Source organism: Kitasatospora sp. NPDC093550, from assembly GCF_044764985.1.
Classification (GTDB): Bacteria; Actinomycetota; Actinomycetes; order Streptomycetales; family Streptomycetaceae; genus Kitasatospora.
The window spans coordinates 331,583-346,551 of sequence record NZ_JBIWJF010000002.1 but is presented as its reverse complement, the minus strand read 5'-3'; the positions used below and the strand labels follow the sequence as shown (position 1 = coordinate 346,551).

13 protein-coding genes are annotated in these 14,969 nt (G+C 75.4%); 8 read left to right on the top strand and 5 right to left on the bottom strand.

Going from position 1 to position 14,969, the window contains the following annotated elements; genetic code table 11:
- Positions 1-27: 27 nt before the first annotated feature.
- On the bottom strand, positions 28-954 hold the full coding sequence (locus ACIRD3_RS04705; RefSeq protein ID WP_402211567.1) for an alpha/beta hydrolase: 927 nt from the start codon (positions 952-954) through the stop codon (positions 28-30).
- 282 nt (positions 955-1,236) lie between these two features.
- Between ACIRD3_RS04705 and ACIRD3_RS04700 the strand changes: the two genes are divergently transcribed.
- Positions 1,237-1,704, top strand: a complete 468-nt coding sequence (locus ACIRD3_RS04700) for an SsgA family sporulation/cell division regulator (RefSeq protein WP_402211565.1) — start codon at positions 1,237-1,239, stop codon at positions 1,702-1,704.
- A gap of 139 nt (positions 1,705-1,843) precedes the next feature.
- Here the strand turns inward: ACIRD3_RS04700 and ACIRD3_RS04695 are convergent, their stop codons facing one another.
- Positions 1,844-3,460: a tannase/feruloyl esterase family alpha/beta hydrolase gene (locus ACIRD3_RS04695; protein WP_402211563.1), complete on the bottom strand. Its 1,617-nt coding sequence runs from the start codon at positions 3,458-3,460 to the stop codon at positions 1,844-1,846.
- Positions 3,461-3,927: 467 nt separating this feature from the next.
- On the opposite strand from ACIRD3_RS04695, the gene ACIRD3_RS04690 reads away from it, so the two are divergent.
- Both ACIRD3_RS04690 and ACIRD3_RS04685 read left to right on the top strand, forming a co-directional pair.
- A complete protein-coding gene (locus ACIRD3_RS04690) occupies positions 3,928-5,562 on the top strand; it encodes an ABC-F family ATP-binding cassette domain-containing protein (protein WP_402211561.1) in 1,635 nt (544 codons plus the stop codon).
- A 104-nt stretch (positions 5,563-5,666) separates the two neighbouring features.
- A complete protein-coding gene (locus ACIRD3_RS04685) occupies positions 5,667-6,227 on the top strand; it encodes a CGNR zinc finger domain-containing protein (protein WP_402211560.1) in 561 nt (186 codons plus the stop codon).
- A gap of 158 nt (positions 6,228-6,385) precedes the next feature.
- Here ACIRD3_RS04685 and ACIRD3_RS04680 read toward each other — a convergent pair whose 3' ends face one another.
- Positions 6,386-6,748, bottom strand: a complete 363-nt coding sequence (locus ACIRD3_RS04680) for a zinc ribbon domain-containing protein YjdM (RefSeq protein WP_402211558.1) — start codon at positions 6,746-6,748, stop codon at positions 6,386-6,388.
- A gap of 223 nt (positions 6,749-6,971) precedes the next feature.
- Between ACIRD3_RS04680 and ACIRD3_RS04675 the strand changes: the two genes are divergently transcribed.
- Positions 6,972-7,856, top strand: a complete 885-nt coding sequence (locus ACIRD3_RS04675; protein WP_402211556.1) for a universal stress protein — start codon at positions 6,972-6,974, stop codon at positions 7,854-7,856.
- Positions 7,857-7,865: 9 nt separating this feature from the next.
- Here the strand turns inward: ACIRD3_RS04675 and ACIRD3_RS04670 are convergent, their stop codons facing one another.
- Both ACIRD3_RS04670 and ACIRD3_RS04665 read right to left on the bottom strand, forming a co-directional pair.
- Positions 7,866-9,038: a hypothetical protein gene (locus tag ACIRD3_RS04670; protein ID WP_402211554.1), complete on the bottom strand. Its 1,173-nt coding sequence runs from the start codon at positions 9,036-9,038 to the stop codon at positions 7,866-7,868.
- Positions 9,039-9,295: 257 nt separating this feature from the next.
- Positions 9,296-9,802: a DUF664 domain-containing protein gene (locus ACIRD3_RS04665; protein WP_402211553.1), complete on the bottom strand. Its 507-nt coding sequence runs from the start codon at positions 9,800-9,802 to the stop codon at positions 9,296-9,298.
- A 250-nt stretch (positions 9,803-10,052) separates the two neighbouring features.
- On the opposite strand from ACIRD3_RS04665, the gene ACIRD3_RS04660 reads away from it, so the two are divergent.
- From ACIRD3_RS04660 to ACIRD3_RS04645, 4 genes are all read left to right on the top strand, one after another.
- Positions 10,053-10,526: a nucleoside deaminase gene (locus tag ACIRD3_RS04660; protein WP_402211551.1), complete on the top strand. Its 474-nt coding sequence runs from the start codon at positions 10,053-10,055 to the stop codon at positions 10,524-10,526.
- A gap of 36 nt (positions 10,527-10,562) precedes the next feature.
- Complete coding sequence (locus ACIRD3_RS04655; RefSeq protein ID WP_402211549.1) at positions 10,563-11,126, top strand: YbaK/EbsC family protein; 564 nt, start codon at positions 10,563-10,565, stop codon at positions 11,124-11,126.
- Positions 11,127-11,265: 139 nt separating this feature from the next.
- Entirely contained in the window at positions 11,266-11,703 is a 438-nt protein-coding gene (locus tag ACIRD3_RS04650) for a universal stress protein (RefSeq protein WP_402211954.1), read from the top strand.
- A gap of 83 nt (positions 11,704-11,786) precedes the next feature.
- Entirely contained in the window at positions 11,787-14,954 is a 3,168-nt protein-coding gene (locus ACIRD3_RS04645) for an ATP-binding protein (RefSeq protein ID WP_402211547.1), read from the top strand.
- The last annotated feature ends 15 nt before the right edge of the window (positions 14,955-14,969 follow it).

Genomic DNA, 14,969 nt, shown 5'->3' with positions numbered 1-14,969 from the left:
CTTCGGCGTACCGGTCCGGCCGGCCGGTCAGGCCTCGGCACCCAGGTGGTCGGTGAAGAACGCGGCGAGCCGGTCCACGGCCTCGCCGAGGTACTCCTCCCGGTCGTACAGGTCGACGTGTCCGGCGCCCTTGATCCAGGACAACTCCTTCGGCCCGGTGGCCCGTTGGTGCGCCTCCACGGCCATCCAGGAGGTGACGGCGCGCTCCCCGACGACCTGCAGCATCGGACGGGGGGCGATCAGCGGTACGGCGAAGAACGCGTCGTAGCAGGCCAGCCGGTCGATGCTCGCCCAGGCCAGGACCTTCGCGGAACGCTCGTGGGCGCCGCGCGAGGTGCAGTAGTACGCGAAGCCCTCCGCCGCGTGTTCGCCGCCGAGCGCCGCCGCTTCCTCCGCCGTCTCGGGGAACACCCTCATCGCGCCCGGGTCCTGGCCCCGGGCGGCTGCGGTACGGGCCCGGGCTGCCGCGTCCAGCAGCGCCCGGAAGACCGCCGGGTCCTGGGTACCGTCGGCGCCCAGCCGGAACTGCCGGGACGGGTCGGCGGTGCAGACGGTCGCCACCGCCCGGACCCGGCTGTCGCCTCCGGTGGCGGCCAGCGCGTATCCGCCGGAGGCGCAGATGCCGAGCAGCCCGATCCGCTCCTCGGCCACTTCCTCCCGGGTGACCAGGTACGACACCGCGGCCTTGAAGTCCTCCACCCGCTGCGCCGGATCCTCCAAGCCGCGCGGCAGGCCGCCCGACGCACCCTGGTACGCGGCGTCGTAGGCCAGGGTGACGAACCCCCTTTCGGCCATCCGCCGCGCGTACGTACCGGAGGTCTGCTCCTTCACCCCCGTACCGGGGTGGCCGACCACCAGCGCCGGCCTCGGGCCGGACGCCGGAGCGGCCGGGGTGTACAGGTGCGCGGCGATCTCGATGCCGGCGCTGGGGAAACGGACGTCCGTCCTGTGCATGCGGGCGCTCTTCCTCTCGGTCTGCTCGGGCTCTGCATCGGATCCGCTCCCCGACCGGGGAGGCGGCATCCGGGCCCCTACTGTGCAGCAGGCGAACGGACCGGCGGATCAGTCAAATGACGGTGTGCCCCACCGGTTCGCACCCGGCCCGTCGCGCCGCCACGACCGGCCGAACTCACCGCCGGACAGCGCGCTTTGACCGTCATGTGACCGATGCGGGCGGGGCGCGTCCGGCGAAGAGTGGCAGCCACACCGTTCGCACCCCGGAGGGGACCTCCTGCCATGCACCGCGACCAATCGCCCCTGCGGGCGCGTTCGACGCCCGAGCACCTGCCTCCGCTGGTCCTGGCCGTCGACCGGATGCTCGACGAGTTCACCCGGCTCCCCGCGCGGGCGGAGTTCCGCTTCGATCCGGCGATGCCCGCGGTGATCACCGTCGAGTTCCTCGCCGAGCGGGGCCCGGGCCTCGTCTGGCGGTTCGGCCGCGAGCTCCTGCACCGCGGCCTGACGACGATGAGCGGCTGCGGCGACGTCCGGATGTGGCCGGCCCAGCCCGACGAGCGGCCGACCTCCTGGCTGCTGCTCGAAACCCCGGAACTGGAGGCCCTGTTCGAGCTGCCGACCGGCCCCCTGGCGGCCTGGCTGGACGCCGGCTACCGGATCGCCCCGGCCGAGACGGAGCTGGACGGCCTGGACTGGGACGGATTCCTGCGCAACCTGGCCGACCACCCGGACCCGCTCTCCGAGTGACCGCGCCCGGCCGTTCGACGCGCTCCCAGGGCCCGTCCCCGGTGTCCGTGCGGCCCCGGGAGCGACGAGGCGTCGGGGGAACGCGCGGCTTCCCGACCCACGCCGGCAGGCGCGGGCCGGGACGGGGCACCCGAAGGGCTCAGTGCCGGGAGGGTGGCACGCAGCGGAAGCCGGCAGCGGCGGCCGGACCGCCGTGGCCCGAGTAGCGGGACACCTCGGGGTAGCTGCAGAGGTCGCGCTTGACGCTCCGTCCGGTGGCGTCGACCAGGGTGGCGGGCAGCGTCGTGGGAGCCTTGCCCCGCTCGACCCAGGCGGTCAGCGCCGCGAGGTCGTCGGTCGTGCCCTGGCCCCTGTTGAGGCCGCAGTGCGCCGCGCCCGGGACGAGGAAGAGACGGTAGAAGTCGTCGACCCGCTTGGTGCCGCCCATCGTCCGCTCGACCTGCCGGCGGTAGTCGACGGTGCCCTGGGTGGGGATGAACTGGTCGGCCTGGCCGTGCCAGCTCAGCAGCTTGCCGCCGGAGTCCCGGAAGGCGGACAGGTCCGGGTCGTCCGTGCCGATGATCCGGTCGTACTCGGCCCGGGACTGCTCGAACAGCCGGGTGAACTGGTCATAGGTGATCGTCGAGACGTCGAAGGACGGCTGCTTCTTCAGCCAGGTCGACACCCAGAGCGCGGGCACGGGGAACGGCGCGCCCTTGACGACGCCGTTGGCGTCGGGCCGGGTGGTGCCGGCCAGCCCCGAGAGGTCGGCCCCGACCGGGACCCCGGGCCAGAGCTTGCGGCCCGAGCCGGTGCGCGGGCCGTCCCAGATCTTGCGGACCACGGCGGCGTCGGCGGCCGTGACGGTCAACTCCCGGCCGTCGCAGACGACTGTGGTCCCGATCAGCCGGCGCGGGTCGAAGTCGCACCGCGCCACGTCGTTGACCAGGCCGTCCTGCGCGCCGTCGAGCGGGTCGCAGGCCTTGACGGCCGCGTCGGTGAAGGCCTTGAACTCACAGGCCGACGGGTAGGTCTTCTCGTTGTTCATGACGACCTGCGGCCACAGGGTCGCGACCTCGAACGCGTCCCAGTGGACGGCGGGCGCGTTGGCGAGGATGCCGTCGAAGTCGTCGGGGTAGCGCTGGGCCTCCATGTAACCCTGGCGGCCGCCGGTGGAGCAGCCGTTGAAGTAGGAGTAGGAGGGGTGCCGGCCGTACGCCGCGGCGACCACCTGTTTGCCGACGATCGAGGCCTCGTGCTGGGACCGCGAGGCGAGGTTCTCCAGCAGCGCGGTGTTGACCTGCCCCTTGGCGCTGAGAGCCCAGCTGACGTCGACGGCGTCGCCGAGCCCGGCGTCGGTGGTGGTGCCGGCGTACCCGTTCTTGACGGCCGTGCCCAGCCCGACGTTGTTGTCCCCGGCCGCGTACGCGCTGCCGCCGAGCGCCTGGAAGCGGCCGTTCCAGCCGATGAGGGGCAGCCAGGTCCGCACCTCGGCGTGGTCGTCGTCGCCCGGGTGGGTCAAGGTGACGGTCACCTCGCAGTAGGCGGGGACACCGGTCACCTGGCCGCCGACCACCCCGGTCCCGTCGACGGTGCCGCCCTCCCGGCGGAGCGCCGTCACCGACTCCACCCTGGTGCCGGCGGGGGCCGCCACGGACACCGGCGCGCACGAGAACGTCGCGGGCACCGGTGCACCGCCGGCCCCGGCCGCCGCCATCGGCAGGTCGGCCGCCGCCAGCGCGGCGCCGGTCGCGAGCACGATCAGGAATCTCTTCATGGGTGTCCCGTCCAAGGAGGTCAAGGGGGGTGAAGGGGGTGAAGGGGGTGAAGGGGGAAGGGGGAAGGGGGAAGGGGAAGAAGCAGTGGGTGCGCGGCACATCGGCCGGAGGGCCGCTCAAGATTGCGTCACCTGTTCAACTGGTGACGATGCTGACACGGCTCCCGAGGGCTGTCAACGAGCCGACGGGGAGCGGGCGGTGGAAAAACCACGGTGGCCGACCTGCGACACCTGCTACGCTGCGGGTGACCCGAAGTCCGGGTGATCGATGTGATCGATCCGATCGAGGAGTGACCGACATGGCGGGTGACGACGACATCTCCGGGTGAGATCCGGATATGACGGCCACCGGCCGGCGCCCCAGGGTGCCGTAGCCGAGGTGGTCCGTTTCGTCGTACCCCTTGCTCCCGTGTCTGCCCAGGGCAGAGCTCTCGGTCCTGCCCTCAGTCCCCTTCGAGGCCACCCCCATGTCCGACGCCGCCATCGTCTGCTCGAACCTGTCCTTCGCCTGGCCGGACGACACCCCGGTCTTCCAGGACCTGTCCTTCACCGTGCCCGCCGGCCGTACCGGCCTGGTCGCACCCAACGGCTCCGGCAAGAGCACCCTGCTCAAGCTGATCGCCGGTGAACTCACGCCCACCGCAGGCTCGGTGACGGTCAGTGGCACGCTCGGCCACCTCCGCCAGAGCCTCCCCCTCACCGGGGACCTCACCGTCGCCGAGGTGCTCGACATCGCCGGGATCATCCGGGCCATCGACGCCGTGGAGTCCGGCGACGTCGACGAGCGGCACTTCACCACCATCGGCGACGACTGGGACATCGAGGAGCGCACCCGCGCCCAGCTCGACCGGCTCGGTCTGGGCCACCTCACCCTGGACCGCAGCCTGAGCACCCTCAGCGGCGGACAGATCGTCTCCCTCGGCCTCGCCGCCCAACTCCTCAAGCGCCCCGACGTGTTGCTGCTCGACGAGCCGACCAACAACCTCGACACCGAGGCCCGGCGCAAGCTCTACGACGTGCTGGGCGACTTCACCGGCTGCCTGCTGCTGGTCAGTCACGACCGCGCGCTGCTCGACCGCATGCAGGGCATCGCCGAGCTGGCGGGCGGCGAACTGCGCTTCCACGGCGGCGACTTCACCGCGTACCAGGAGGCCGTTCGGGCCGAGCAGGAGGTCGCGGAGAAGAACGTCCGCAACGCCGAGCAGGAACTCAAGCGCGAGAAGCGGGAGTTGCAGCAGGCCCGCGAACGCGCCGACCGCCGGGCGAGCAACGCCGCGCGCAACCTCAAGAACGCCGGCCTGCCCCGGATCTTCGCCGGGACCATGAAGCGCGGAGCCCAGGAGGCGGCGGGCCGCTCCGGCACCCTGCACGCGGCCCGGGTCGGCGAGGCCAAGGCCCGGCTGGACGAGGCCGGACGCGCCCTGCGCGAGGAACAGCGCCTCACCCTGGACCTGCCCGACACCCAGGTGCCCGCCGGCCGCAACCTCTTCCTCGGCCAGGGCCTCCAGGTCCGGCACGCCGACCGGCCGGTGTTCGCCGGGAGCGGCGTCGACCTGAGCATCCGCGGCCCCGAGCGCATCGCACTCACCGGGCCCAACGGCGCGGGGAAGTCCACCCTCCTGCGCCTGGTCACCGGCGACCTCACCCCGGACGACGGGCGGATCACCCGCAACGACGGCCGGATCGCCTACCTCTCCCAGCGCCTGGACCTGCTGGACCCGGAGCTCACCGTGGCGGAGAACTTCGCCGCCTTCGCGCCCGAGCGGCCCGAGGCGGAGCGGATGAACCTGCTCGCCCGCTTCCTGTTCCGCGGCGCCCGGGCACACCTGCCGGTGCGGGTGCTCTCCGGCGGCGAGCGGCTGCGCGCCACCCTGGCCTGTGTACTGTGCGCCGAACCGGCGCCGCACCTGCTGCTGCTCGACGAGCCGACCAACAACCTCGACCTGGTCAGCGTGGGCCAGTTGGAGAGTGCGCTCCACGCGTACCGGGGCGCTTTCCTGGTGGTCAGCCACGACGAGCGGTTCCTGGCCGGGATCGGGGTCGACCGCCGGCTGCGACTCGCCGACGGGGTGCTGCGGGAGACCGGGGTGCCCGCGGTGTGACCCGCCGGCCCGTGCGCGCGGGCCCCTGCCCGGGGCCCGCGCTCGGCTGCCCGCCCCCGGGGGCCGTTCTTGCGTGCGTCACAGTCACCTGCCAGGATGGTGATGTGAATCTTGACCATGTCTTCGTGTGCGGGCACCCGGCCCTCGACTTCGCGGCCACCCTCCGGGCCCGGCGTTCGACCCGGTTCGAGATGTTCGTGACGCCCGAGCGGCTGAACGCCTGGTACCTGGACTGCGGACTCGTGGACACCATCACGCCCGGCGGCGAGCAGGACGTCCGGGACGCGAAGACCGTGCGCGAGGCCGTCTACCGGCTCGTCACCAACCGCCTGGCCGGCGAGGACTTCGACCGCGAGGCGCTCGCCGTGCTCAACGGCGCCGCGCGCAAGGCCCCGGTCACGCCCCAACTCACCCTCACCGGGCGGCACAACGAGGCCACCCCCGAGCAGGCCCTGGCCACCGTCGCGCGGCACGCCGTCGAACTCCTCAGCGGCCCGGACGTCCCGCTGATGAAGGAGTGCGGCAACCCGGAGTGCACCCGGATCTACCTCGACCGCTCCCGGGGCATGCGACGGCAGTGGTGCGGCATGGAGTCCTGCGGCAACCGGATCAAGGCGGCCGCGTACCGGGCCCGGAAGAAGACCTCGCCCGCGGTCGGCGTGTAGCCCCGCCGGCGCGACGGAGCCCGGCGCCCCCGGGACCACGACGGCGGAGGCCGGTGCGAGGATCGCCTCGCACCGGCCTCCGCCGCCTCACACCCACCGCCTCCTGCTGCGGCCGGTCCGAGCGGACGGGCCGCAGCAGGGGCGCGCGGCTCGTGGGGTCAGGCCTTCTTGACCACGCTGGACTTGAGCTGCATGGCGCCGAAGCCCTCGACGCGGCAGTCGATGTCGTGGCCGTCGACGCCGTCCACCAGACGGATGTTGCGGACCTTGGTGCCGGCCTTGATGCCCGAGGCGCTGCCCTTGACCTTCAGGGCCTTGATCACCGTCACGGTGTCGCCGTCGCTCAGCACGTTGCCGACCGCGTCCTTGATCACCCGCTCGCCGGCTCCGGCGGATCCGGCCTCACCGGTGGCATCGGCGGGCGTCCACTCGTGGCCGCACTCCGGGCAGACCATGAGGGCGTCCATCGCGTAGGTGTACTCGCCGCCGCACTGCGGACAGGGGGGAAGGTTGTCGCTCATGTGATCAGGATATCCAGTCACCCGAAGTGCGTTTCCCGTGGTCAGCGGCCCGTGAGCGCCGGGCGCCGCCCTCCCGGGAGGCGCCGGTCGCGCCCGCTGCCGATACTGGGGCCGCACCCCGGGCGGCCGGGCGCCGTCCCGGACCGGCGCGATGCCGCGCAGACCGTACGGGCGGAGCGGGGCCGTACGGCCCGAGCGAAGCGCGCGAACCGAGGAGGACGCCATGACCGGATCCGTGGTCGTCGGCTACGACGGCTCGCCCGAGAGCCTGGCCGCGACCGTGTGGGCCGCCCACGAGGCGCGCCGCCGCGGCCTGCCACTCGAACTCCTCCAGGCCTGGCCCTGGCCGAAGCGGGACGTGGTCGGCAGCGACCAGAGCTACCAGCGCGCCCGGAGCCTGCTCACCGACCGGGCGGACGCCCTGCGCGCCCTGGTCCCCGAGGTGACGGTCAACTCCTCGTCGGTGACCACCGAGCCGGTCGAGGCCCTGGAGGCCGCCGCACAGAGCGCCGCCGTGCTGGTGCTCGGCTCCCGCGGGCTCGGCACCCTGCGCGGCTACCTGGTGGGCTCGGTCAGCCAGGAGGTGCTGCGCCGGGCCGCCCGCCCGGTGGTGCTCGTCCGCGCGGGCGAAGCCGGGGGCGACAACGCGGGCGGGGACGTCGGCGGGCAGGAGCCGAGCGGCGCGGTGACGGTCGGCCTCGACCTGGCGCACCAGGCCGAGCCGGTACTCGCCTTCGCCTTCGAGGCCGCCGCGCTCCGCTCGGCGCCGCTGCGCGTCGTCCACGTCTGGGCCCCGCCGCCCGGCAGCGAGCACATGTCCTACGGCGCCATCGGCGGCCTGGAGGGCGAGGTCGCCGGGTCGGAGCGGGCCGATCTCGCCGAGGCCCTGGAGTCCTGGCGGGCCCGCCACCCCGAGGTGGAGGTGACCGCCGAGCTGGTCCGGGGCAAGCCCGCCGTGGAACTCGTGGACGCGGCGGCCACCGCCCGGCTGCTGGTCGTGGGCCGCCGCAGCCACCACGCACCGCTGTGCCACCACCACCTCGGTCCGGTGGCCCACGCCGCGATCCACCACGTGCACTGCCCGGTCGCCGTCGTCCCGTACGACTGATCCGGGCCGTCAGCCCCGGCCGGCGGTGTCCTCGTGCGCGGACTCCGCGAGGTCCGCGGAGTCCGGGCTGCCCGCGGAGTCCGGACTGTCCGCGGAGTCCGGCGAGTCCACGAAGTCCGCGAAGCACGGGTAGCCCGGCAGCGGTGCCACCCGCCAGCCGCCGGCGACCTCCCGCAGCAGGCTCCGCACCGCCTCCGCGAACGCCGGGAACTCCTCCAGCCCCGCCGCGGCCTCCCAGCGGTGCCGGAGCACCTGGCGCGTGGTGGGCACCGGCCGCCGGGTGCGGTGCATCGGGCGGTCCTCGGCCGTGCGCGACAGCAGGCCCAGGGTCGCGTGCACCGTCCACACGGCGACGGCCCGGCGCATTCCGGCCTCCCACACCGCGTCCTCGGCCAGCGCCGGGTAGATCGGGACGACCTCCGCCCGGTACGCCGCCTCGACCCGCCGGGCGAGCCCGGGCGGCAGGGCGAAGACGCACCAGCAGGTCGAGAACGGCATCCGGCAGTACGCCGCGGTCAGGAACACCGACTGGTAGCAGGCCACCTCGAAGTCGAGCAGCCGTAGACCGTCCGGGGTGAGCAGGTTGTTGTCCGGGCAGGTGTCCCCCGGGCTGAACGCGGGGTACTCCTCGCCGCCCGCCGTGCCGATCCGGGCGAGGTCCGCGCCGAGGCCGGCCGGCACGGCGATCCCGGCCGCCTCCACCACCTCGGGGAACCGGGCGGCGGCCCGCTCGATCCACGGCTCGTCGTCCCAGGTCGGCATCCCCCGGTCGAAGCGCGCCCACAGCCCGGTGAGCTCCTCGCGCCGGCCCACCGACCGGGCCGCCAGTCGGCCCAGCCCGACCGCCCAGGCCAGCAGGCCCTCCTCGGCGGCCTTCGGGTCGTCGCCCAGCAGCACGTCGGCCAGGGTCGGCGCCTCCCCGAGGTCCGCCAGGACCAGCAGCGGCACCTCCGGGTCCACGCCGAGCACCGCCGGGCCGGCCAGGCCGAGCGAGAGCCCGGCCGCCTCCGCGGTGAAGCCGCGCAGGGCGTCCGGCCCTCCGGTGTAGGCCTTGACGATGACGCTCCGGCCGTCGGCCGTCCGGCAGCGCAGCACGGTCGAGCGGGGGCTCCCGCCCAGGTCGACGGGGTCGGACAGGGTGGTGGTCAGGACGCGCTCGGCGGCGCGCAGGATCTCGTTCATCCGGGCCATCCTGTCGCCCACCGGCCCACCGCCGCTGCGATTTTCGGCCGAAAGCCGCGGGTCTTTCGGGGTCGCCGGAACGCAGCCGGATGCGCGTCCCCGGGGGGTCGGCCGGGCCGCCGCGCGCCCTGCCTCGCCTGCCGCACCCCGCCCCGTCCTGCCCTGCCGGACCCCACCCCGCCCCGCCCCGCCCTGCCCTGCCCTGCCCTGCCCTGCCGGACCCCACCCCGCCCTGCCCCGCCCGGAGGCGCGGGCCGTCAGCGCCCGGCCAGCAGGCCGCGGACGAAGGCCGCCTGGCCGACGTGCTGGAGGTCGTCCGCGATCACACTGATCAGCCGCACTCCCAGGGTGACCGGGGGCTGCCACGACGCGTCGACGATCCGGGCGAGGGACCGCCCGTCGAGGCCACGCACGTAGTCGACGGTCCTGGTGTGGACGGCCTCGTGGTAGCCCCGGAGCAGGTCGGCGGTGGCGGTGACCTCGGCGACCTGCGCGGGTCGGTGCCCGTAGCCGGTGGACGATACGGGGAAGGGCAGGGCGAACCGCGCCGCCCAGCCGTCGGCGGTCCAGACCTGTTCGCGGTCGGCCGCGTCGGCGAGGTGGTCGTCCTGCACCCGGGTGAGGTGCCAGACCAGCCAGGCGATGGAGTTGGCCGAGTCACTTGCCCGGAAAGCCAGTTGCTCGGGGGTCAGCCCGTCGACCACGTCGGCGACCGTCTCACGGATCCGGCCGAACGCGTCCACGAGAAGATCGGTGCTGGTCACACCGGCCACGGTCGCCTCCTGGTCGAGTACCCCCGTCCCCACCCGGCGGCGTGGCGGGGCACCCGCCGCCCGACGATTGTGTCCCGCCCGTGGAGCCCCGGCCACCGGGACGGGCCCCGCGGGCGTGAGGACGCGACCCAGGCCCCGCAGGGTGCTGCCGGAGACGGCTGCGACGAGGATGGGACGTAGCCGCGTCATAGGGTGGACGCACCCGCGCCCCCGCCACCCGGTCCACCCCGAGGAGCCCGCCATGGCCGACCCCACCCGTGCCCATCTGCTCGCCGCCATCGAGCTCGCGCACAGCGCGCGGGCGCACGGCAACCACCCCTTCGGCGCGCTGCTGACCGACTCCGCCGGCGAGGTCCTGCTCACCGCCGAGAACACCGTCCTGAGCGACCACGACGTCACCGCCCACGCGGAGACCAACCTGGTGCGGCAGGCGTGCCGCACCCTGCCCCCGGCACGGCTCGCCGAGGTGGTCCTGTACAGCAGCACCGAGCCGTGCGCGATGTGCGCCGGCGCGATCTACTGGAGCGGCATCCGGCGCGTCGTCTACGCGCTCTCCGCACCGCAGTTGAACCTCATCGCCGGCGTCGACCCGGACGAGCCGGTGCTCGACCTGCCGTGCCGCCAGGTCTTCGCGGCCGGCGGCAACACCGTGGAGGTGTCGGGGCCGCACCTGTACGAGGAGGCCGCCGCCCCGCACACCGGGTACTGGGGCTGACCGGGCGCCCGTCGGCCGCGCGCTAGAGTCCCCGCCATGAGCGAACCTGTCACCCCGCCCTTCGGGAACTTCCCAACTGCCTTCGCCGCACTGGACGTTCACGCGGACCTCGCCGCCCCCGTGGCCGACGCCCTCAAGAACTGGGACGTCCGGGAGGCGGCCGCCGCCGTGCTCTTCGTGGACACCGACCCCGAGAAGGCGGACACCGCGGTGTTCTGCGCCGCCTACGACACGCCGCCGGAGCTCTCCGCGAACTGCGTGGTGGTCGCCGCCAAGCGCGCCGGTGAGACCACCCACGCCGCCTGCCTCGCTCTCGCCACCACCCGGGTGGACGTGAACCGTACGGTCCGCACCCACCTCGGCGCGCGCAAGGCCTCCTTCGCCCCGATGGACACCGCGGTCGAGCTGACCGGCATGGAGTACGGCGGCATCACCCCCGTCGGCCTGCCCGGCGGCTGGCCGCTGCTGATCGACGAGGCGGTGGCCGCGGCCCCGTACGTCCTGGTCGGCAGCGGCCGGCGCCGGGGCAAGCTGATCCTGCCCGGGTGGGCGCTGGCCCGGCTGCCGGGGGCCGAGGTGCTGCCGGGCCTGGCCGGCTGAGCGGCCGCCCGCGCCGGCGGCCCGTTCCCCCGCGCCCGGCGGGGTGGCCGTCACCCGGCTGCCGGGCCGTACTGGCGGCGCCGTCCGACCGCCCCCACCGTGGTGGAAGGGGCGACGACTGACAGGACGGTGACTCATGGTGGACGCGAACGACTCCGTTCCCCGCGTCGTGGTCGGCGTCGACGGTTCGCCGTCGTCGCAGGCCGCGCTGCGCTGGGGGATCCGGCACGCCACGCTGATCGGAGGCGTGGTGGAAGCCGTGGGCGCCTGGGAGCCGCCGAGCCACTTCGGCTGGTCGGCGCCCGTGGTGGACATGTCCTTCGACCGGGACCTGGCCGAGCGGCGGTTCACCGAGGAGCTCCACACGGTGCTCGGCGCGGACCACCCCGTCGAGGTGCGGCCGAGAATGGTGATGGGCGACCCCTCGGACGTCCTGCTGGAAGCGTCGAAGGGCGCCGAGGTCCTGGTGGTGGGCAGCCACGGCCGGGGCGGCTTCACCCGCGCCCTGCTCGGCTCGGTCAGCACCCGCTGCGCGCAGCACGCCGACTGCCCGGTGGTCATCATCCGCGCCAAGTGATCCCGCCACGTGGTCCGGCCAGGCGATCCGGCAGCGCGATCCGCGCTGCGCGAGCCCGCCCGGCCCGGTGGGAGAATGCCGGTGTGGGCTCGCCCGACGTGTCGGACCTCGTCGGCCGGGCGGCGCTGCTGACCTCGCTGTGCCGCGCGGTGGACGACGCTGCGGCGGGCCGCGGCGGTCTGGTACTGCTGGCCGGGGAGCCCGGCATCGGGAAGACCGCGCTCGCCGCCGAGGTCGTGCGCTACGCCCGGGGCCTCGGCATCACCGCCGTGTGGGGCGGCTGCGAGGACGGCGGCATCGCGCCCGCGCTGTGGCCCTGGCAACAGGTCGTCCGCGCGGTCACGGACGAGCCGTTCTCCGGGGAAGCGCGCGTGCGCCCCTCCGCCGGCGCCGAGGACTCCCGGCTGGCCCTGTTCGACCGGATCGCGGGCCTGCTGCTGCGGGGCGGCCGCCCGCTGGTCGCCGTCCTGGACGACCTGCAGTGGGCGGACACCGCCTCGGTGCTGCTGCTCGGCCACCTGGGCCGGCGCGCCCGGCACGAGCCGCTGCTGCTGGTGGGTACCTACCGGGACGTCGAACTGCCCGAGGACCACCCGCTGCCCGCACTGCCGGGCGCCGAGGTGGTGGTGCTCGGCGGCCTGGCGGAGGCGGAGACCGGGGCGCTGCTGGCGCGGTTCGGGCCGCCCGCGACGGCGGAGGCGGCCGCCCTGGTGCACCGCAGGACGGGCGGCAACCCGTTCTTCGTCCAGCAGGTCGCCCGGCTGCGCGCCGCCGGCCGGGACAATCCCGCGGGCAGCGACAACCCGACCGTGCCGACGGCGGTCGGGCAGACGGTCGCCCGGCGGCTGGCCAGACTGCCGGACCGGACCGCCCGGGCGCTGGGCACCGCCGCGGTGCTGGGCCGCACCTTCACCGCAGCCCGGCTGGCCGCCGTCGCCGCGTCGGCCGCCACCGGTACGCCCGCCTCGACGCCCGTAGCCGCCACGCCCGCCGAGGGCGCACCCGCCGCAGAAGTGACCACCGCGGGGGTGACCGGCCTGCTGGAGCCCGCCGTGCACGCGCGGATCGTCGCCCGGGACGGCCCGGAGGGCTACCGCTTCGTGCACGACCTCTTCCGGGAGGAACTCGTCGCCCGGCTCGACCCGGCCCGGCGCGCGGGCGTCCACCTGGCCGCGGCCCGGGCGCTCGCGGACACCGCCGGCCCGGCCGAACTCGCCTGGCACTACGGGCAGGCGCTGCCGTTCGGGCCGGTCGAGCCGGCGCTGCGCCACGCGGTGCGGGCCGGGGAGGAGGCCATCGGCCTGCTGGCGTACGAGGAGGCCGTCCGCTGGTGGCGCCAGGCCGTCCGGCTCACCGACCCGGACGATCCCGTGGCGCTGCGGCTGCGGGCCGCCCTGGCGGAGGCCGAACTGCGCGCCGGGGCACGGGAGTCGGCCGCGCGCCGGTTCGCCGGGCTCGCCGACGACGCCCTGGCGCAGGACCGGCCGGAGCTGCTGGCGGCGGCCGCGCTGGGGCTGCACGAGGCGGGCGTGCGCAGCGGTGACTCCCGGCGCGACGTGGTCGACCGGCTGGCGCGCGCGGAAGCCGCCCTGGCCGAGGGGCCGCACGCCGCCCTGCACGCCGAGGTACTGGCCGCCCTGGCCCGGGAGTTGGCCGACGGCCCGGAGCGGGACGCCGACCGGGCCCGGGAGCTCGCCCGCCGGGCGGCGGAGCGGGCACGCGCCGCCGGCGATCCCCGCGCCCTCGCCACCGCGCTGTTCGCCCGGCACGACGTCGAGTGGGCGCCGGGCACCGCGCACCGCCGACTGGCCCTGGCCGAGGACCTGGTGGCGGCGGCGGTGGAGGCGCACGACCCGGCGCTGGAGTTCGAGGGCGTCCTGTGCCGCTTCGTGGCCCTGCTGGAACTCGCCGACCCCGGCGCGGCGGACGCGCTGCGCCAGGCGGCGGTCGTGGCCGGACGCTCCCGGCTGCCGCGCGCCCGCTACCTGGTGCGCTCACGCGACGCCGCCTGGGCGCTGCTCCGCGGACGCTTCCGGGAGGCGGAGCAACTCGCCGACGAGGCGGCCGCGTTGGCCGAGGCGATCGATGAGCCGGACGGCCCCGGGGTGACCGCCACCCAGCGGATCGCGGCCGCGCTCGCCCGGCAGGGGCCGACCGGGATCGCGGCGACGCTGGCCGAGTACGGCGACGCCGGGCTGCCGCCGGAGTTCCTGCCGCACTGGCGCTGCTTCGACCATCTGGCGGCCGACGAGCCCGAGGCGGCCGCCGCCGTCCTGCGGGCGCTGCCGCCCGCCGAGGACCTGTCCCGCTTCCGGTGGCGGGCGCTCGCCGGGCTGGCGTTCGACGTGGAGATCGCCGTCGCGGCCGGTGTGCCGGAGGTGCGCGAGGACCGCTACCGGCGGCTGCTGCCGTACGAGCGGGAGACCATCGTGATCGGCGGCGGGGTCGCCGTCCTCGGTCCGGTGGCGTTCTACCTGGGCCTGGCCGGCGGCGGACCGGAGGCCGTGCGGCACCTGACGGACGCCCTGGAGAGCGCCGACCGCCTCGGTGCCCGGCCGGTCGCCGTCCGGGCCCGGCTCGAACTGGGCCGGGCGCTGCTGGCCCGCGACCCGGCGGGCGAGCGCGGACGGCTGCTGCTCGCCCAGGCGGTGGCCGCCGCCGAGGCACTGGACCTGGACTGGCTGCGCGACGACGCCCGGGCCACCCTCGCCCGGGCGGACAGCAGCCACGTGTTCCACCGGGACGGGCAGCTGTGGACGCTCGGGTACCGCGGCCGCACGGTGGTCCTCCGGGACGCCAAGGGCCTGCACGACCTGGCGCTGCTGCTCTCCGCCCCGGGCCGGGAGATCCCGGCCACCCGTCTGCTGGGCGGCGAGGACGTGCCGCCCACCGGCAGCGACGAGCGCGCGGACGAACGGGCCCGCGCCGCCTACCGGGCCCGGCTGGAGCAGCTGGACGGCGAGATCGCCGAGGCCCGCGACGGCGAGGACCTCCCCCGGCTGGCCCGCGCCGAACAGGAGCGGGACGCGCTGGTCGCCGAACTGCGCGGCGCGTACGGCCTCGGCGGGCGACCGCGTCGGCTCGGCGACGCCGGGGAGCGGGCCCGCACCACCGTCACCGCCCGGATCCGGGACACCCTGCGCCGGATCGAGCGCGAGCACCCCGAGCTCGGCCGGCACCTCGCCGTCTCCGTCACCACCGGCCGGGCCTGCGCCTACCGCCCGGCCCACCCGGTGCGCTGGCAGCTGTGACCGGCCGGAGCGCCA